Origin of the sequence: Bergeyella zoohelcum ATCC 43767 (assembly GCF_000301075.1) — a bacterium.
GTDB classification, from domain to species: domain Bacteria; phylum Bacteroidota; class Bacteroidia; order Flavobacteriales; family Weeksellaceae; genus Bergeyella; species Bergeyella zoohelcum.
In genome coordinates, this window is record NZ_JH932293.1 from 2,244,745 (window position 1) to 2,262,027 (window position 17,283).

The following is a 17,283-nucleotide window of genomic DNA, read 5'->3' on the forward strand; positions in this document are numbered from 1 at the left end:
TCAAAAAAATGAAAATCATTAAGCGAAATATTCTTATCAACCCATTTATAGGAATTTTTAACAAAAAATATACCTGAAAGCTGAAAGGTCTTTCACTCTACCTTCGGGCAAAAAGCATTTTGTCAAAGTCTCGAAACTTTGACAAAGTACAATAAGCAGCACCCCCTTTAACGGCTTTTTTAGATTTAAAACAAGGATAGTTGCATAGAAAAAATTATCTTTGTAAAAAGATACAGAATACTATGAAAAAGATATTTTATTCAGCTTGGGCAGCGGTACTATTTTCGTGTCAGCCTTCTCATTCTCCACTTTCTGAGTCTGAACAATCCGTTTTTTTAGCAAAGGGAGATAGTATTGCCACACAAAGCCAATTGGCACTCCTGGGACATGTTTCGGCACAGATGAAAGCAGGAGGTGCTTCACAGGCGGTAAACTTTTGTAATGAAAAAGCCATTCCGCTCACAGACTCTTTGTCTCAAAATTATCAAGTGGAAATTCAGCGATTAACCGATAAGAATAGAAACCCCAATAATACCCTCAGCACCGAGCAAGATAAAGAAGCATGGCAACAGCTTTTCACACAAATGCAGAGCAAAACCATGCCTAATCATCTGCTGATAGAGGGAGAAGATGCTGTATATTACTACAAAGCCATTCCGCTGGGAATGCCTACTTGTCTTGCTTGTCATGGAAATCCCTCTAAGGATATTGCTCCCGAAACTTTAGCAATCATCTCCTCCAAATACCCCGAAGATAAAGCAATAGGATATACCCAAGGCGAACTGAGAGGAATGTGGAAAATAAAGATGAATAAATAAACTGAACATTATTGGGCAATAGTTTCATGGAAAAATTACTCACCTCCTATTCCCATCTGTATCTAGAAGCAGGATGCGATGAAGCGGGCAGAGGATGTCTTTGCGGTCCCGTAGTGGCTGCCGCAGTGGTGGTTTCTGATGCACTAAAAAATGAATTTATTAATGATTCTAAGAAATTAAATTTCAAAAAAAGAGAAAACCTCAGTGCTTTCATCCAGCAAAACGCCATGGACTATGGCATCGCCACGGTAGATGTAGATTTTATAGATACCCATAATATCCTTTGGGCGGCCATCCATGCAATGCACTTGGCATTAGACCAATTGACCGTTCGTCCTGAGCTGATTATTGTAGATGGGAACCGATTTTTGCCCTACCCTTTTGTTCCGCACCAGTGCATCGTAAAAGGAGACGCGAAATACCTTTCTATAGCATCTGCATCTATACTAGCAAAAAATCATAGAGATGCCATAATGCTAGAACTTCATGAGGAATATCCTGAGTATGGGTGGAATAAAAATATGGGATATGCCACAAAGGTACATCAGGAGGCATTAAGAAAATTCGGGCCTACGCCTCACCATAGAAAGACCTTTAGGTTAGAGTATTAGCCTCACTATAAAAGCCGTATTTTATCTTCCAAAATTTCTATTTTTTTGGCTTTATAAAGTCCACCGATGGCTTTTTTAAAATTCTTTTTACTCATTTGGAGTTCAGCCTTAATGTCTTCAGGAGAAGACTGGTCTGAAAGATAAAGAATACCATAGTTGGCATCTAATTCTTCTAATATTTTGGTCTGAAAAGCATCTATATTTTCAAATCCTACGGGCTGTAGTATAACATCTATTTTACCATCCTCACGAATATTTTTAATATAACCTTCGGTTTCCATCATGGGACGAAGATTTTGGAAAACCTCGGAATTATAAAGCAGACCAATGTATTTTCTATTGATAATGACATTCCAGCCCAAGTCTGTGGTATTGGCAATAATAAGCTCTACTTTATCTCCATTTTTAAAAGGGAAATCTCTGGTAGTATTATTTTTAGGCAACTTAGTAGTTCCTGTAATGAGTCCCGTTTCTTCATCTATATAGGCATAGACTAGGTAGTTTCTTCCTTCCACCATTTTCCCTCGCTGCTGCTTATAGGGAACAAATAAGTCCTTAATAATTCCCCAATCCATAAAAGAACCCGCTGGTAGATTCTGTACACAATTAAGAATACCAAATTCACCTACTTGGATAAAAGGCTCTTCTATCGTTGCTTTAATTTCGTTTTCATCTTGATAAATAAAAACTTTCACCTCATCACCGATTTGCCAATGATTTTCTGCAAAAAGTTTTGCTATGAATACACACGCTCCATTACGGTCTTCCAGATAGTATCCATGCTCATTTTTATTACTCACGATGAGTTGATTAAATTGTCCTATTTTCATATTTTTAAGTATTAAGGTGATGAAAGAGATGATGGTAATTAATTATGTCCGCTAACCGACATTTCAGCCCAATAAGAATCACTTCAGATGATGATCTTCCTCTATGACTAATCTTTCTCCACAGTGATTACAATATCTGGCATCATTATCATGTTTATTTTTACCACATCGGGTACACGAAGGCATTTTATTTCTCAAATTTCGGAGTTCACTGGTTACTATTCCCGTAGGTACCGCAATGATGGAGTAACCTGCCAGCATTACAATAATAGAGATAAACTTCCCCAAAGGAGTGATAGGCGAAATATCTCCGTATCCCACGGTAGTAATAGTTACTACTGCCCAATAAATGGACAGAGGAATACTATTAAACCCATTCTCTCCGCCCTCCACTACATACATTATGGAGCCAATAATGATGATAAATATACACAGAAAAAGCAAGAAAATATAAATTTTCCTCAGACTTCCTTTCAATGCCCTCACAATATAGGCACCGTCATTCATATAATCGGCGAGATTAAAAATCCTAAATATTCTGAGCAATCTCAGCGTACGGACAATGACGAATATATGAACCACAGGAAAGAATAGGCTAATAAAAAACGGCACAATGGATAAGAAATCTAAAATTCCTAAAGCACTGAAAATATAAGCCTTCTTATTTCTTACCGTAACTATCCTCAGAATATATTCTATGGCAAAAATAATGGTAATGGTAACTTCTAAAGTAACAAAGAACGGATGATACCTCACATCTAGCTCCTTTACCGTCTGCATCATGACCATCGCACTACTTAACAAGATTAATACTAATAGCACAATGTCAAATATTTTTCCTGCAGGAGTATCCGCAAAATAAATGATCCTATAAATTTGCTTTAATGTAGGATTTTTTACGGGTAACAAACTATGATCTGGCTTTTTCATTGACCAAATTTTTGGCAAATGTACTATCTTCGTGCAAAATAACAAGATGAAAATATCAGAATTTACAAAAAAGATAGATACCCTTTTCACCATACAACAGGCCGAAGACTTTGACAATGTGGGGCTTTTATGTGGAAATCCCGATAGAGAAATCACAGGCGTTTTGGTGGGGCATGATGCACTGGAAGCAGTTATTGATGAAGCTATAGACAAGAAATGTAATTTCGTAATCTGCTTTCATCCGATTATTTTCAGAGGAATGAAAAAAATCACGGGAAGCAATTATGTAGAAAAGGTAGTGCTGAAAGCCATCGAAAATAAAATTGCCATTTATGCCGTTCATACCGCCCTAGATAATGATTATTTCGGAGTAAATGAAGGAATATGCAAAGCACTAGGCATTGAAAACTCGAAGATTCTCATGCCTAAAAAAAAGAGTCTCCATCAGATTCAGTTTTTCGTTCCGAAATCCCATACTGAAACGGTAAAAAATGCTGTTTTTCAATCGGGTGCTGGGAAAATTGGCTTTTATGACCAGTGTAGCTTTTCCGTGGAAGGAATGGGAAGTTTTAGACCTTTGGAAGGCTCTCATCCTTTTTTAGGCAACACCCATACAAGAGAACTCGTTACAGAAGATATGGTAACTGTGGTATGTGAAAACCATAAAACAAAAGCCGTAATAGAAGCCATGAAATCTGCGCATCCTTATGAGGAAGTAGCCCACCAAATCATCACCTTAGAGAATGAAAATCCCTTTGTAGGACTTGGGAAATATGGAGACTTACCCCAAGCATTGCCGGTGGAAGATTTTTTACAAAAAATAAAAGATGTTTTCCAGGTAAAGATGATTCGTCATTCTCATTTTTCTAATAAAACCATCCGTAGAGTAGCAGTTTTAGGAGGTAGTGGTGCCGATGGAATCCATACAGCAATGACCAGAAAATGCGATGCCTACCTTACGGCAGACCTGAAATACCATGATTTTTTTCAGCCCGAAGGACAGATGCTACTTTGCGACTTAGGACACTTAGAATCAGAACAATTTGTAGTTTCTCAAATCATAGCTCGTTTATCGGAAAAATTTGCTAACTTTGCAATCTTAAAATCAGAGGTAAATACCAATCCAGTTAACTATTTTTAAATATGGCCAAAAAAGCAATTGAGACTTCAGTAGAAGAAAAATTAAGAGCACTTTATGATCTTCAAATCATAGACTCACGATTGGATGAAATACGCAATACCAGAGGGGAATTACCAATGGAAGTAGAAGATTTGGATATAGAAATCCAAGGTTTGGAAAAGCGTGCAGATAATTTTCAAAATGATATCAAAGAAGTAACGAATGATATTTCTACCAAAAAGGAGGTGATCAATCATGCAAAAACTTTGATAGAAAAGTACAAGGCACAGCAAGATAATGTACGAAATAACAAGGAGTACGATGCTTTAGAAAAAGAAATAGAATTTCAAGATTTAGAAATTCAGCTGGCAGAAAAGAGAATTCGTGAAGCGAATGCAAAAATTGCTCAGAAACAAGAAAAACTGGATGAGTTATTGGCAAAAATAGACCAACAAAAAGGACACCTGAAGCACAAGAAAGAAGAGCTGGATGGCCTTATTGCCGAGACACAAAAAGAGGAGGAATATTTACTAGAAAAATCAGAAGAATTTTCATCTAAAATAGATGATAGACTCCTGAAATCTTATAAAAGAATTCGTGAAAATTCCAGAAATGGATTAGCAGTAGTAGGCCTAGAAAGAGGGGCCCCTAAGGGTTCTTTCTTCACCATTCCACCACAAAAGCAGATGGAAATAGCACAAAGAAAAAAAATCATCATCGACGAGCATAGCGGAAAAATCCTTGTAGATGACGAACTGGTAGAGCAAGAAAATGAGAAAATGAGAGAAATAGTAAAGTTCTCGTAGTATTTAGAGAGTTGGGACATTCATAAGATGTACCTTTTTTCAGAAAAAAATAAATTTCAAAAAAATCCAACAGTTTTCTTATTTGAGCTGTTGGATTTTTTATTTTTTTGGATATTTTTTTGATTTTGAAGATTGAAAATGAAATTTTCTGCATCAACAATTCCCTTCCTACGAATTAAATTTCACCAACTCAATTTTAACTCTTTACAATAAAAAATGGAGATAAATTGATTATACGATGTACAAAGTTTGAAATACAATATTTTTAGAAATTAGAAATTAAAGGTTAGAAAGCTAAAAGGCCAAAAATAGAAGCCCACTGCTAGCAGCCCAAAGCTATAAACTGATAAAAAAAGCCCTATCAGAACTACAACTCTGATAGGGCAAAGTAAAATTTATTGAATTAATTTTTCTAATCTCTCAAGCCTCTGCTTTAAATCTGCAATCTCTGCATCTTTAGCTCTCAATGCTTCTGCTTGTTGCTTATTCACTTTGTCTTGCTCTATGCTATGCAAGTAAAGCTCTTCTATTTTCTCCACATTGGTCAGCTGCGTTTCCATTAAATCTACATATCCTTGTGCTTTAATGGTTGCCGCAGATTTATACCCTGGTAAGTGTCCATTCGCTTTTACAAAATCTTCTACTTGGCTTAGGGATTTGAAGTTATAATCTGCCTTGATAGAAGAAGTTCCTGTATAGTACTTTTGGAATACATAATCTGGGAAGATAGTGGCTCCATTGGTACCCATAAATGAAGACGCATGTACTTTACCATCATCTAAAATACTAACCGCATTGGAACGAGTAGAACCATCCGAATTTACAGCAAGTTTAATGGAATTGTTAGTAACATCTTCCGTCCATAAGCTGGCTAATGTAGTTACATCATTAGTACCTATTTTTAACACTCCATTGGCATCTGCATATACATGACGATTACCTGCATTACTTGCTAAAGAAGATGACTTAATATTACCCGCTACATCGAGTTTTTCGGTTGGGGTTGTAGTACCGACACCTACATTGCCGTTTTCACGGATTACCGCATGGAGGGTTTCGTTAAAACCAAATCCAAGACCATTATAGCTACTACTATTTTCCGCTCCATGAATTCCGAAATCAATAAATCCCATTTTAGTAGCATTTACTATTCTTTGTAAACGCTCCGTAGTACCAGCCCAACTTCCATTGGAATTAAAAAAACGATTTAAAGATAATGTCATTTTGCTATTGTTTCCTGTACTATTAACACCTGTAGTTTTTGCTATGTTAAAATAAGTATAAGAATTTATATCGTTCGAAGAAACTGCTTTTTTGGACTGTAAAAAAAATCCATTATCATCAAACAAATAATTAACATTATTATTTGAGAAACGAGTTTGAGCCCCATCTAAATGGAAAAAAAATGTATTTCCATTCACAGCATCCACACTACTGATAGTAAGCCTCTTGTTATGAATATCATCATTAGAATCAGTATTAGCAAGCAAGTCTTGACCTATAATTCTGATAGAATAATCTACATCATCAGTCTTTCCCATATCTATATATCCCATATGAGTCTGATCGCTTCTATGGTTAAAGAGTTCCATTCCTGCTGCTCCGATTCTAGTACGAGATGCTGGTACCTTTGTTGTTTTATCTACAGTACTCAAATCTAAAATTCCAGAATAATCATCAGCAGTTTGAGAATCAAACACATGAATTTTAGCTACATACTCACCTTCTTTTAAAGAAGGGACTAATCCATATTCTGTTACTTTAGCTGTATTAGTAGGAGGAAAAGAATATGATGTTGTAAATTCTTTTACAAATTTCCAAAGTTGGTCAGTAGCATCACTCCCCGCTTTCACCCACTCTGTACCGTTGTAAAAATAGTACCCTTTTTCCGTAATCTTCGCTACTTTAGGGTCATTACCTGTATAAGCAGAAATAAGTGAAGTAGCATCATCCGTAGCATATACTAAAGTACCTTCTACTGGCGTAGCAATATTAGCAATTCTCGTCTTGCTCAGCTTTGGGGCAATAATCCCTTCGTTAGTGGTGGCTTCTTTCTGAGCATTGGCTGTACTTGGGCGGATGTCCATCGTAGCACTCGGCTCTATGGTGTTTACCCCTACTTTACCCCTGTGTGGGTCTTGCTGCTGTTGCTGTGCGTAGCCATAAGTCATAAAACCTAAGAACGCTAACACACTGATCTTGATTGTTGTTTTGTTCATAATTTTAAATTTAAAAACGATTGTTATTTATTATTAAATGATTGAAAGATTAAAAAATTCCGTTCATTTCGATGATTTCGATTTTTTAGTTTCTTTAGATTCTTTAGTTTCTTTAGATTCTTTAGTTTCTTTCCTTTTTTTAGATAATTCCTTATTAAATCCCTATCCTCCCAAAAAACAATTAGTGAACTGTACAAATTAGAAGGGAGACACTGATATCGTATTGATTTTTGTAAAAGGTTCTGGTGAAGGATAGGGAAGGTACTGGTACAGGTCTCTCCTCTATGGGGTAATGAATAACTATGATGATGACATAGACACAAACAAAATTGCCCCCTTCCGAAAGAAGGAGGATATAAATTAAAATATCCGATATTTGCTCGCTCTAGATTTTTTTTATAGATTCCGCGTACACACGCATATTTATATATACTTAGCGAAGGTAAGTGTGTGTGTGTGTGTGTGTGTGTGTGTGTGTGTGTGTGTGTGTGTGTGTGTGTTTACACAATCATTTGAATTGACCAAATTTTTGGCCCACTTTTTTTCAGTAATTTTATATGTATTGATTGTGTGTAACATAACGAGGCAAAGATAGATAAAGTTTTCTAATATGCAAAAAGTTTTTTATAAGTTGTACAAGACACAAATTTTAGATGTTGAAGATAAGATGTTAGGGATTAGAAATTGTACAATGTACAAAGTAGAATGTATAATGATTTTAGAAATTAGAAGTAAGAGATTAGAAAAAGCTATTCGCTAATTGCTAAAAGCTAGAAGCCTTTTTAAACAAGAAAACAATCGTTTCTCCTTTCTCTTTATTTTTTTCGATTTTTAAATCTTTTAGATTTCAATCACCTATTCACTAAAACTCCATTTCTTATGCTGCCCCCTTTGGGGTCATATATTATACGAAATCATATCCCACACTATAAACATCCGACCTCTACGAGGTCAGACCAAAAGTCTAATATCTATTGCTTACTGCATACTGCTTTTAAAATTTAGAGGTTAGAGATCAGAAAGCAGATTGCCAAAAGCTATTGGCTATTTGCCAATAGCCATTCGCAAAGTTTTCTTATAAAAAATCCCCCACCTTATGCCAGTGGGGGAAACTTATATCGCTAGCTAAAATTATTTTAGATTATAATAAAGAAAATTACACACCATATCTTTGTACTACGCCTTTTACTATTTTAATCACATTGGGCATCGCTTTATCTGCTGCTGCCAACACTTCTTCATGAGAAACAGCAAAAGAAATTTCAGGACCACCCAAATCTGTAATAATAGAAATTCCAAAGCAATTCATCCCTTGATGTCTTGCTACAATGACTTCTGGCACAGTGCTCATTCCTACAGCATCTCCTCCTAACGCTCTTACCATGCCATATTCTGCAGGTGTTTCAAAAGTAGGCCCTTGAAGCCCCAGATACACCCCTTTCTTTATATCTATATTTTCTTCTTTTGCTACCGCTTCGGCAATGGAGAGCATCTCTCTATCATAAGGCACACTCATATCCACAAATCTAGGTCCAAAAGTATCTAAATTTTTACCTCTTAAAGGATGTTCTGGCATCATATTAATATGATCTGTAATCAGCATAATATCCGCTACATTAAAGCTAGGATTTACTCCACCAGATGCATTAGAAACAATGAGGTTTTTAATTCCTAAAAGGTGAAAAACGCGGAAAGGGAAAGTAACTTGCTCCATAGAATAGCCCTCATAATAGTGGAATCTTCCACTCATCATCAGCACCTTTTTTCCTTCTAATTCCCCATAGATAAGACTTCCACCATGCCCTACCACGGTGGTTTGTGGGAAATTCGGGATATCCTCGTACTTAAGGGTACAAATGGACTGTACTTCTTTTTTTAATGCTCCTAAACCTGAACCTAAAACAATGGCAAAATCTGGAGTATCTTTTATTTTTTCTTGAATAAATGCTGCGGTTGCTTTATATTTTTCTAACATATTCTAAAATGCTTCGGTTAAACGCTTCTTGTTGGTCAATAATAGTTTGAATAGGCCAAAAATAAAGATTATTTCTCAAACTCTCGTAAGATTTTAGCCTTACAAAGTCTTTTTCCGTGGTTAAAATAATTTTATAATCACCCATCTTTTTAAATTCTTCACGAATTTTCTTTACATCGGCATCGGTAAAATTATGATGGTCCTTAAATTTCAAATGCTTAAAATTAGGATTATATTTTCTTATTTGCTCCTCTAACGGTTTAGGGTTAGCAATTCCAGTGATCAAAAGAATATCATAATATGCCAAATTATTATCGGGCAAATGATCTTTTTGGTTGGCTGCCATGATGGTTTCTTTATACCCAATAGAAGAAAAAAATACTTTTTGCTTACGCGAAGGATGGATTTTAGAAATATAGAGTTTTTTATCTTCGTCGGTTATTGTGGGTGGGCATTTAGATACCACGATGATATTCGCTCTCTTAGCACCTGACCTCAATTCACGGAGATTTCCTGCGGGAAGCAAAAAATCTTTAAAATAAGGGTCTTGGTATTCTGTCATCATGATGGTAAACCCTGGTCTAATGGCTCTATGCTGCATGGCGTCATCCAGAATTAGGAAATCCAAGTCCATATCTTCAACGAGTTTTTTCGCTCCAAAAACTCTTTTTTCACATACCGCGATGACAAAACGGTTCTTAAACCGCTCAAACAACTGCATGGCTTCATCTCCTACCGTTTTATAGTTGCTATCATAATTCACTACGCCATACCCTTTAGTCATTCTTCCATATCCTCTGGAGAGCACACCCGTTCTTCCTTTTTGGGATAAAAGCTCTGCCAGATACATGACCATAGGAGATTTACCACTTCCCCCTACAGATAAATTCCCCACACAGATTACAGGCGTCCTAAACCGAGTAGATTTTTTAATACCGAGATGATACATCAGATTTCTAATGCCTACACCGATGCCATATAAAATAGAAAACGGAAAAAGATACCATCTTTTCATGAGGGAAAATTACTTGAAAAATTGACAGCAAAATTACGAAAACTTATGCGTTTTTAAGATGGATTCGGGATAAAATTTCAGGACAGTTTCAGCGTTTAAATTTCTCCCATTCATACCCCACATCCACCAAGTACAATCCTTGTGCTGGAGCGGAACTTCCCGCCTTCCCACGGTCTTTGGAATCAATGATTTTTCTAAAATCATTCAGCTCTATTTTCCCTCTACCCACCTCTACTAAAGTTCCTACAATGGCCCTTACCATATTCCTTAGAAAACGATTGGCAGAAATGGTAAAAATAAGCCTTCCATTTTTTTGCTCCCACTGTGCAAAGAAAATTTGACAAATGGTGGTTTTATTATCTGCACCTACCTTGGAAAAGCAAGCAAAATCTTGGTATTCAAAGAGTATTTCAGCCGCTTGATTCATCTTATCCATGTCTAAATCTTTCTTCCAATGTTGCCAAGCAAAATCCGTAAGAAAAGGATTCTTGTCTAATGAAATATGATATTCATAAGTTCTATAAGTAGCATCAAACCGAGCATGAAAAGCATCGGTAACAGGGAAAATTCGGTGGACGGCTATATCTGGAGGTAAAAAGCTATTGACCTTTCTGCAAAACCCTTGCACTATGATTTGTTCCGTATCTAAGTGGGCATAGATTTTTTTAGCATGCACCCCTGTATCCGTTCTTCCGGCTCCCGTTATTTTTATTTCCTCACGAAGCAATGTAGAAAATGCTCGCTCTATCACCTCCTGAACGCTCACCTGATGAGGCTGAATCTGATAACCAAAATAGTGCTTACCGAAGTAGGAAAATTCTACACAATACCTCATGGTAAAGAATTTTAAAGTGGAACTTCGGTCTCTTTATTAAAAAAAGCAAAGGAAATATTTCCATATTTTCTGCTTTCTAATAACTGAGAATGTTCTAATTTCATTCTAGACGAATGCTCTAAAATGAAAACACCATTTTCTTTGAGATAATCATTTTCTAATACCAAAGCAATGAGCTCCTGATACTTCTTCTCATCTAAATCAAATGGAGGGTCGGCAAAAATAATGTCATATTGTTTTTTCCCTTTATTTTTTTTGAGCCAATCAAATACATCTGCCCTTTGGATATTCATATTGAGCACCAAATCAAGTTCAGAAGCCGTATGCTGAATAAACCCCGCATGTTTGGCATTCATCTCCACGGATTGGATATCTTGACAACCTCTGGAGGCAAATTCCAAAGTAATAGAACCAATGCCCGAAAATAAATCTAATACAGATGAGGATGCAAGAGCATATCGATTATCCAATATACTGAACAGAGCCTCTTTGGCAAAATCAGTAGTAGGACGAACGATAAAATGTTTCGGGGCAGAAATCCGTTTTGCTTTCCACTGCCCACTGATAATTCTATAAGTAGGATTCACGATTTTTAGTCTAATAAAAAATGTTTTCTCGGGGTATTTTCTGTCTTAATTTTTAGATGCGATGCAAATTTTCTAAGTTCGGAAACAAAAGTTTCGTTTTCTCTCACTTCACCATAGATGAAAAAGTGGGTATGCTTCAGGTCAAAACCTATTCTACTGACGGTGAACATAATAAAATATAGAAAATCCACTTCAGATGACAGGTCTAAATTATTGTACAGAAGAATTTTCTTATGGTCAGAAACGAAAAATTCACACTGCTGATGATAAAGATGAATATGAATTTCGGGTTTATTTCTAAACTCTATGGACTGTAAAAATTTTTCTCCCGAAAAATTAAACGAAGTAGGCAAGTTTCTCTCTTTTATCTGATGATAATACTTTTTGGGTAATGTGAAATAATACTGCACGCCATAATGCGGATTCACGGTAAGCATAAGTTCTTCATTTTCCGGATGCACCTCTGCATTATAAGAAATAAGCTCCATGCCCTTTTCGTGCATAGAAAAAGTACTCGGCATCATGGCAAAATGATTCATCGCAGAGATTACTTCTATCTCCGTAAAATAAGGATGCTGAAGATATTGGTGGAGTGCATCTTCTATAGAAATCGGAGGATTTTCTGGACTATTGAGAAAGAGCTCTGATTTTACTGTAGCCCTTCCTTTTACCTCTCGGCATAGCAATCCGTCTTTTGTAAAGAGCAATTGTAGTTTCATATTCGGAAACAAAGGTAGAGAATAATTTTTAAATCCCCAATCCACAAAAGCGGTTGGCTTTTAGTAGATGGCTTTTAGAACTTATTTGAATTTTGCTGGGTAAGATGTAAACAGACTCTTATAAATGACAATATTGTTTTTATAATGATTAATTTTTATTTCTTCCTTGCCACCCACCGAATCACAGCTCCTTTTCCGTTATGAAGTAACCCTTCGTTCAGTTCTATTTCAAGTTCTTCGAGATAGAGAAACTCAAAATCTGAAAAATCGGCTTTAATTTCTTCGATGGAAAATAGCAAAGCTTCATCGGCAGGACCACCTACTTTAGGGTTTTGCTCTCGGTACGCCAAATGTTTTTTGGAAAAAGCCTCGAAAATCACAAGTCCATTGGTTGGTAAAAGTTTTGCGAGTTGTTTATGATAATCAGATTTTATTTTTGCGGGAAAGTGGGCGTAAATCAGTGCCACCACATCAAAATTTTGGTTAGAAAAATCCAAATTAGGCAGTTCGCCTACTCTATAATCAATGTTTACCCCTACTTCGTCCGCTAATTGTAGTGCCTTTTTTCGCCCTTCCTCGCTGATGTCAAAAGCCGTAACTTTCCACCCTTTTTGTGCAGCATATACTGCATTTCTACCTTCGCCTTCGGCAGCAAAGAGAATGTTTTGAACAGGAAGCCTATCCAATTGTTCTTTCAAAAATACATTAGGCAATTTGCCATATACATATTCTTTGTTTTGGAAATTATGATTCCACTTATCTATCCAATTTTGGTTGTTGTTCATAGTGTTGTTGCTGAGCGATTGATATTAAAATTTTAATCTGAGAATTTCACCAGGTAATCCGTCGAAATCTTTATATTCTTGATGTTCAAAACCATTGTTTATCAATATTTTTCTTGACGGAATATTTTTCGGGTCAATAATAGCAAAAATTCCCTCTATCTGAGAGTGGCTTCGAGCAAAATCTACCAACTGACGAGCCACTTTTCCTGCGATGCCTTTGCCCCAAAATTCGGGTAATAACATATAACCCAATTCCAATTCTCTACTTTCTGATGTTTCAATTTCCAATTTTGCCAAACCAATAAAAGAATGATTTTCTTCATCGATGATTTTAAAGATACCAAAATCGGGATGTATGGTATTTTTTTTCAGTTCATTCTCAAAATCAATCTTTGCTTCCTCCAAGGGAATGGCTCTTTCGGTAATCATCGCCATTACCCGCTCATCGCTTACCAATCGGTAATAATCTTCAAAATCGGTTGCTGTAAATTTATTTAAAATAAAATCCATAGTTCTAATTTTCCATTTCCTCCGCCATTCCCACCAACTTGTTCAATGTATTGAAATTGCGTGTGGTTTTTGTGATTTTCAGTTTCTTTTCTAAGAAATTTTTGTTCAATCAAATAAGCCCATATTTAGAATGCTATTCTTTCTTCTGGGCATCACGCCCCTGAGTAGTGCAATGTAAGTGTCCATTTTTGAGTTGTTTACTTTACGCTTATAAAAACCTCCACTTCGGACTCACTGCCGTTTTGGGATTTTTCGCCATACACCTCAAAATCGTACTGGTAGGCACGATTCAGCACTTCATCTTGTTCCCAAATGGCTTTCCAAGTCTGCATAACGGCATTGGGCATTTCTCCTTTGGCAATGAACTTCTGAAATTTTGTAGCAGGAAATTCTCGCCCAATCATTCCGTTTGGAATTTCGTCTAACGAACTGACTCTCTTTCCGATAATCGCGGTATAAGCCCCTTGATAATCACTTTCATAATCGGTATAAATCGCGATAATTTCTTCGGAAATGGCATTAGGGATTTTTGAAATGGTGTCGCTCATAAATTGTCCCCAAAGTTTGCCCAAATCTGTTGCGGCTTGTCCGTTGGCATTGGTCGTGCGTACCGCGATGCCTATAATTTTAAATTCGTGTGTCATATGATTTCCTTTTTTAATTAAAGTTAATTTACATTATTTTGAGAGTTTTAAAATTTTTATTGCCCCTTGCCAAACAATGCAAAATACAATGGCTCCGATGATAAGGTCAGGAGATTTAGAATTAGTCAAATAAACCAATCCACTAGCAATAATCACCCCTATATTGATAATGACATCATTAGAAGTAAAAATCATACTGGCTTGCATATGAGCTTCTTGGCTTTTGTTCTTTTGCAATAAATACAAGCAAAGAGCGTTACCAATAAGTGCCAGCAACGAAACAAAAGCCATCGTTTGAAAATGAGGAATGGATTCACTGCCAATAAATCGCTTAATGACTTCTACAAGTCCGATAATGGCAAGAAATATTTGAAAATAACCTGCTATTTTTGCAATGCGTTTTTTATAAATGATACTCGTACCAACAGCTAATAAAGCAAGTCCATACACTAAGCTATCAGCAAGCATATCCAAACTATCGGCGATAAGCCCCATAGAACCAGATAAAAATCCTGTTGCCATTTCTAAAATAAAAAAGAAAAAATTGATATATAAAACACGCCAGAGCAATACTCTTTCATTGGTGTCATTTGTTTTTGAGTAATCATCTGCAGCACTGCTATCAATCAGAGAAGTGTCTAATTGTAGGCTTTTAAGGTGCTGAAAAATCTGCTGATAGTTACCACTATGAAAAACAATTAACAGTCTATTATCTATGCTAAATTCCATTGAATGAATATTTTGCAACTCTGCAAGCTTCATTTTTATCATTTGCACTTCGCAAGGGCAATCCATTTTTGATATTTTAAATGATGTCTTGTACATTTTTTTCTTGTTTGTTTTGATTCAATTCATTTTTGCCAATCCTTCACAATTCGCTCAAAATCAGCCAACATCAACTCAAAATTATAATTGATTTTCTTTTGTTTTTGGGCAAAAACACGAAGGGCGGTCAAAAAATATTCACTGATTTTTTGTTTCTGTTCTCGGTGGCAAAGGTCGCTAAATTCTTTTTCAAAATGAAAAATAATTTCGGCTTTGCCCGTGTCTTTTCGCAAACCGCCAATTTCAAAACGATTGCGTAAAAAATAGCGATGTTCTTCTATTTCTTCTGCCGAAAATCGTTCGTGCAAAAGTTCCCACGCCTTTTGGTAGCCTGAGTTACAACGCCTTGCTTTTGATAATCCTTTGAAATCCAATAACCAATTTCCGTTTTCTGATTGGCAATATCCGGTTTGATAAAACTGATAAGCCCCACAAACTTCTCATCTTTGCGGATACAAAAAATATATTCTTGCGTTTGCTCCATTGTTTCCAAAACTGATTTTAGGAAATTTTCCTCATCAGCAACCTCTTTGATATACTGAACAAAAGGCAACCATTCGCCCAAATATTCGCGTTGGTGGTCAATTGTGTTAAAAATATCCGTCGCGTCAGATAGTTTTACCAATTTGAGGTATAGATTTTCGTTGATAGTTAGCTTCATAATTTTTGATTTAATAAATATTTTTAATTACTTTCTTTTCCAATTTTTCCCAAATGTGTGTTTTTAAAATCATCGCTGTATTTGAGTCCAAAGCCTAAGATTCTATCAAAAGCCGAATGAGCCAATAGAATACCTCCTGCTAGTGTCAATTCATTTATAGATAGATATTTACCTAACACAAAAGCAATAACAGCCGTCCCGAAGTGATGAGCAAAATTATAAAACATTGCCCCAATTTTAGGATTTGACAAATAGCCCACCATAGACAAATCAGGCACGAAGAATAGCACTAAAAACCACCACCATTCGTATTCTGATTGCCCAAACATCACAACGCCCAACACGAAAAGAGCGATGTATTCTAATTTTAAAAGTGTTTTCATTGTTTTTCCTTGTTTATTTTATCAAGTAACATACTTATCATTTTCTCCAAACGCCTTTCTTTGGTTTCTTGCTTTTTGGCTTCGTTTATCCACTTGATGTATTCGTTTCGGTGCGAAAGGGGCATTTTTTGAAACACATTGTACGCCTCAGGGGTTTCTTTTAAGATGTTTTCTATATCCATATTACTAAACTGATTTTCCATATGAATTTTATCTTTGATTTTTAAGTGATTACAATCCGTTTTTCATTATATTATAAGCCACTTTCGGAAAAATGCGATGTATGAATTTAAGCAATTTGGTTTTGCCGATATAAATTTCGTATTTATTTGACTTAAAGCCTTTTATAAATTCATCAACCAACTTTTCAGGGCTGATTTTTGATTTGCCACGCCCTTGGGTCATTGGCGTATCGATGAGCGAAGGCACGATTTCAAATACCTTAACAGGTGTACTTTCTAACTGATAACGAAGCGTTTGGCTAAAACTATGCAATGCCGATTTGGTGGCACAATACACCGAAGCCGTTTTTTTCGGTGCAATAAAAAGTCCACTACTGACATTGACCACTGCCGAATTTTTGTTTTTCAACAAAATAGGAAGTAAATTAACACTTAACTTCATTGGAATAGCCAGATTTATAGCCAGTTCGTAATCTATTTTTTGGGCGTAATCACGCTCTTCAATAAACAAATAATTGTACTGCACCGCCGCGTTGTTTATCAAAATGTTTAAATCAGGGTGATTTTCTTTAATAAAAGCGGCTAAATCATCAAGAGCTTGGGGCTGGGTCAAATCTTGTGCAAAAGTTTCAATGTTTGGGTATTGGCTTTTGATTTGAGCCAATTTTTCAGGGTCTCTTCCTGTGATAATTACCTTATTATCAAGTTCATAAAAACGCTTTGCTAATGCCCAACCAATACCTGATGAACCGCCCGTAATTAAAATAGTGTTGTTTGATAGTTTCATTGTTAAATCCTTTACTAATGGACAAAGTTATATAATTTTAA

General features: G+C 36.0%; 21 protein-coding genes. 4 read left to right on the forward strand and 17 right to left on the reverse strand.

Going from position 1 to position 17,283, the window contains the following annotated elements; translation table 11 throughout:
• The first annotated feature begins 242 nt into the window (after nt 1-242).
• Together HMPREF9699_RS10195 and HMPREF9699_RS10200 are read left to right on the forward strand one after the other, a co-directional pair.
• Nucleotides 243-818 (forward strand): Tll0287-like domain-containing protein, encoded by a 576-nt coding sequence (locus HMPREF9699_RS10195; protein WP_002664544.1) that lies wholly within the window; start codon nt 243-245, stop codon nt 816-818.
• A 26-nt stretch (nt 819-844) separates the two neighbouring features.
• On the forward strand, nt 845-1,429 hold the full coding sequence (locus tag HMPREF9699_RS10200; protein WP_034985954.1) for a ribonuclease HII: 585 nt from the start codon (nt 845-847) through the stop codon (nt 1,427-1,429).
• Between the two features lie 5 nt (nt 1,430-1,434).
• Here the strand turns inward: HMPREF9699_RS10200 and HMPREF9699_RS10205 are convergent, their stop codons facing one another.
• Entirely contained in the window at nt 1,435-2,259 is an 825-nt protein-coding gene (locus HMPREF9699_RS10205; protein ID WP_002664546.1) for a CvfB family protein, read from the reverse strand.
• Between the two features lie 78 nt (nt 2,260-2,337).
• Nucleotides 2,338-3,189, reverse strand: a complete 852-nt coding sequence (locus HMPREF9699_RS10210; protein ID WP_002664547.1) for an ion transporter — start codon at nt 3,187-3,189, stop codon at nt 2,338-2,340.
• Nucleotides 3,190-3,235: 46 nt separating this feature from the next.
• On the opposite strand from HMPREF9699_RS10210, the gene HMPREF9699_RS10215 reads away from it, so the two are divergent.
• A complete protein-coding gene (locus HMPREF9699_RS10215; protein ID WP_002664548.1) occupies nt 3,236-4,330 on the forward strand; it encodes a Nif3-like dinuclear metal center hexameric protein in 1,095 nt (364 codons plus the stop codon).
• Between the two features lie 2 nt (nt 4,331-4,332).
• Nucleotides 4,333-5,115 carry a zinc ribbon domain-containing protein gene (locus tag HMPREF9699_RS10220; protein ID WP_002664550.1) on the forward strand — a complete coding sequence of 261 codons (783 nt, stop codon included), beginning with the start codon at nt 4,333-4,335 and terminating at the stop codon, nt 5,113-5,115.
• A 395-nt stretch (nt 5,116-5,510) separates the two neighbouring features.
• Here HMPREF9699_RS10220 and HMPREF9699_RS10875 read toward each other — a convergent pair whose 3' ends face one another.
• From HMPREF9699_RS10875 to HMPREF9699_RS10300, 15 genes are all read right to left on the reverse strand, one after another.
• Nucleotides 5,511-7,334 (reverse strand): hypothetical protein, encoded by a 1,824-nt coding sequence (locus tag HMPREF9699_RS10875; protein WP_002664552.1) that lies wholly within the window; start codon nt 7,332-7,334, stop codon nt 5,511-5,513.
• Between the two features lie 1,156 nt (nt 7,335-8,490).
• Nucleotides 8,491-9,309 (reverse strand): purine-nucleoside phosphorylase, encoded by an 819-nt coding sequence (locus HMPREF9699_RS10235; protein WP_002664554.1) that lies wholly within the window; start codon nt 9,307-9,309, stop codon nt 8,491-8,493.
• Complete coding sequence (lpxK, locus tag HMPREF9699_RS10240; RefSeq protein WP_002664555.1) at nt 9,293-10,324, reverse strand: tetraacyldisaccharide 4'-kinase; 1,032 nt, start codon at nt 10,322-10,324, stop codon at nt 9,293-9,295. Before lpxK ends, HMPREF9699_RS10235 begins: the two co-directional genes overlap by 17 nt.
• Nucleotides 10,325-10,412: 88 nt before the next feature.
• Nucleotides 10,413-11,159 carry a tRNA pseudouridine(38-40) synthase TruA gene (truA, locus tag HMPREF9699_RS10245; protein ID WP_002664557.1) on the reverse strand — a complete coding sequence of 249 codons (747 nt, stop codon included), beginning with the start codon at nt 11,157-11,159 and terminating at the stop codon, nt 10,413-10,415.
• Nucleotides 11,160-11,170: 11 nt separating this feature from the next.
• Nucleotides 11,171-11,746, reverse strand: coding sequence for an RsmD family RNA methyltransferase (locus HMPREF9699_RS10250; RefSeq protein WP_002664558.1), 576 nt, complete (start codon nt 11,744-11,746; stop codon nt 11,171-11,173).
• A 5-nt stretch (nt 11,747-11,751) separates the two neighbouring features.
• A complete protein-coding gene (locus tag HMPREF9699_RS10255; RefSeq protein WP_051008213.1) occupies nt 11,752-12,465 on the reverse strand; it encodes a DUF3822 family protein in 714 nt (237 codons plus the stop codon).
• Nucleotides 12,466-12,620: 155 nt separating this feature from the next.
• Complete coding sequence (locus HMPREF9699_RS10260) at nt 12,621-13,250, reverse strand: class I SAM-dependent methyltransferase (protein ID WP_002664562.1); 630 nt, start codon at nt 13,248-13,250, stop codon at nt 12,621-12,623.
• 24 nt (nt 13,251-13,274) lie between these two features.
• A complete protein-coding gene (locus HMPREF9699_RS10265; RefSeq protein ID WP_002664564.1) occupies nt 13,275-13,760 on the reverse strand; it encodes a GNAT family N-acetyltransferase in 486 nt (161 codons plus the stop codon).
• A 197-nt stretch (nt 13,761-13,957) separates the two neighbouring features.
• Nucleotides 13,958-14,404 (reverse strand): GyrI-like domain-containing protein, encoded by a 447-nt coding sequence (locus HMPREF9699_RS10270; protein ID WP_002664565.1) that lies wholly within the window; start codon nt 14,402-14,404, stop codon nt 13,958-13,960.
• Nucleotides 14,405-14,437: 33 nt separating this feature from the next.
• The gene (locus tag HMPREF9699_RS10275; RefSeq protein ID WP_002664567.1) at nt 14,438-15,229 is read right to left on the reverse strand and encodes a cation transporter; all 792 of its coding nucleotides are present in this window, start codon (nt 15,227-15,229) and stop codon (nt 14,438-14,440) included.
• Between the two features lie 26 nt (nt 15,230-15,255).
• Nucleotides 15,256-15,537 carry a hypothetical protein gene (locus tag HMPREF9699_RS11245; protein ID WP_095917179.1) on the reverse strand — a complete coding sequence of 94 codons (282 nt, stop codon included), beginning with the start codon at nt 15,535-15,537 and terminating at the stop codon, nt 15,256-15,258.
• On the reverse strand, nt 15,507-15,890 hold the full coding sequence (locus tag HMPREF9699_RS11250) for a GNAT family N-acetyltransferase (protein WP_002664568.1): 384 nt from the start codon (nt 15,888-15,890) through the stop codon (nt 15,507-15,509). Before HMPREF9699_RS11250 ends, HMPREF9699_RS11245 begins: the two co-directional genes overlap by 31 nt.
• Before the next feature lie 23 nt (nt 15,891-15,913).
• Entirely contained in the window at nt 15,914-16,273 is a 360-nt protein-coding gene (locus tag HMPREF9699_RS10290; protein ID WP_002664569.1) for a DUF4260 domain-containing protein, read from the reverse strand.
• On the reverse strand, nt 16,270-16,476 hold the full coding sequence (locus HMPREF9699_RS10295; RefSeq protein ID WP_002664571.1) for a YdeI/OmpD-associated family protein: 207 nt from the start codon (nt 16,474-16,476) through the stop codon (nt 16,270-16,272). The genes HMPREF9699_RS10290 and HMPREF9699_RS10295 overlap by 4 nt, the downstream gene beginning before the upstream one ends.
• A 28-nt stretch (nt 16,477-16,504) precedes the next feature.
• Nucleotides 16,505-17,242 (reverse strand): SDR family oxidoreductase, encoded by a 738-nt coding sequence (locus HMPREF9699_RS10300; RefSeq protein ID WP_002664573.1) that lies wholly within the window; start codon nt 17,240-17,242, stop codon nt 16,505-16,507.
• Between the last annotated feature and the right edge of the window lie 41 nt (nt 17,243-17,283).

What these genes read in the sequence shown, in the direction of transcription:
- HMPREF9699_RS10195 (WP_002664544.1), top strand. Translation starts at nt 243, where the DNA reads ATGAAAAAGATATTTTATTCAGCTTGGGCAGCGGTACTATTTTCGTGT.
- HMPREF9699_RS10200 (WP_034985954.1), top strand. Translation starts at nt 845, where the DNA reads ATGGAAAAATTACTCACCTCCTATTCCCATCTGTATCTAGAAGCAGGA.
- HMPREF9699_RS10205 (WP_002664546.1), bottom strand. Translation starts at nt 2,259, where the DNA reads ATGAAAATAGGACAATTTAATCAACTCATCGTGAGTAATAAAAATGAG.
- HMPREF9699_RS10210 (WP_002664547.1), bottom strand. Translation starts at nt 3,189, where the DNA reads ATGAAAAAGCCAGATCATAGTTTGTTACCCGTAAAAAATCCTACATTA.
- HMPREF9699_RS10215 (WP_002664548.1), top strand. Translation starts at nt 3,236, where the DNA reads ATGAAAATATCAGAATTTACAAAAAAGATAGATACCCTTTTCACCATA.
- HMPREF9699_RS10220 (WP_002664550.1), top strand. Translation starts at nt 4,333, where the DNA reads ATGGCCAAAAAAGCAATTGAGACTTCAGTAGAAGAAAAATTAAGAGCA.
- HMPREF9699_RS10875 (WP_002664552.1), bottom strand. Translation starts at nt 7,334, where the DNA reads ATGAACAAAACAACAATCAAGATCAGTGTGTTAGCGTTCTTAGGTTTT.
- HMPREF9699_RS10235 (WP_002664554.1), bottom strand. Translation starts at nt 9,309, where the DNA reads ATGTTAGAAAAATATAAAGCAACCGCAGCATTTATTCAAGAAAAAATA.
- lpxK (WP_002664555.1), bottom strand. Translation starts at nt 10,324, where the DNA reads ATGAAAAGATGGTATCTTTTTCCGTTTTCTATTTTATATGGCATCGGT.
- truA (WP_002664557.1), bottom strand. Translation starts at nt 11,159, where the DNA reads ATGAGGTATTGTGTAGAATTTTCCTACTTCGGTAAGCACTATTTTGGT.
- HMPREF9699_RS10255 (WP_051008213.1), bottom strand. Translation starts at nt 12,465, where the DNA reads ATGAAACTACAATTGCTCTTTACAAAAGACGGATTGCTATGCCGAGAG.
- HMPREF9699_RS10260 (WP_002664562.1), bottom strand. Translation starts at nt 13,250, where the DNA reads ATGAACAACAACCAAAATTGGATAGATAAGTGGAATCATAATTTCCAA.
- HMPREF9699_RS10265 (WP_002664564.1), bottom strand. Translation starts at nt 13,760, where the DNA reads ATGGATTTTATTTTAAATAAATTTACAGCAACCGATTTTGAAGATTAT.
- HMPREF9699_RS10270 (WP_002664565.1), bottom strand. Translation starts at nt 14,404, where the DNA reads ATGACACACGAATTTAAAATTATAGGCATCGCGGTACGCACGACCAAT.
- HMPREF9699_RS10275 (WP_002664567.1), bottom strand. Translation starts at nt 15,229, where the DNA reads ATGTACAAGACATCATTTAAAATATCAAAAATGGATTGCCCTTGCGAA.
- HMPREF9699_RS11250 (WP_002664568.1), bottom strand. Translation starts at nt 15,890, where the DNA reads ATGAAGCTAACTATCAACGAAAATCTATACCTCAAATTGGTAAAACTA.
- HMPREF9699_RS10290 (WP_002664569.1), bottom strand. Translation starts at nt 16,273, where the DNA reads ATGAAAACACTTTTAAAATTAGAATACATCGCTCTTTTCGTGTTGGGC.
- HMPREF9699_RS10295 (WP_002664571.1), bottom strand. Translation starts at nt 16,476, where the DNA reads ATGGAAAATCAGTTTAGTAATATGGATATAGAAAACATCTTAAAAGAA.
- HMPREF9699_RS10300 (WP_002664573.1), bottom strand. Translation starts at nt 17,242, where the DNA reads ATGAAACTATCAAACAACACTATTTTAATTACGGGCGGTTCATCAGGT.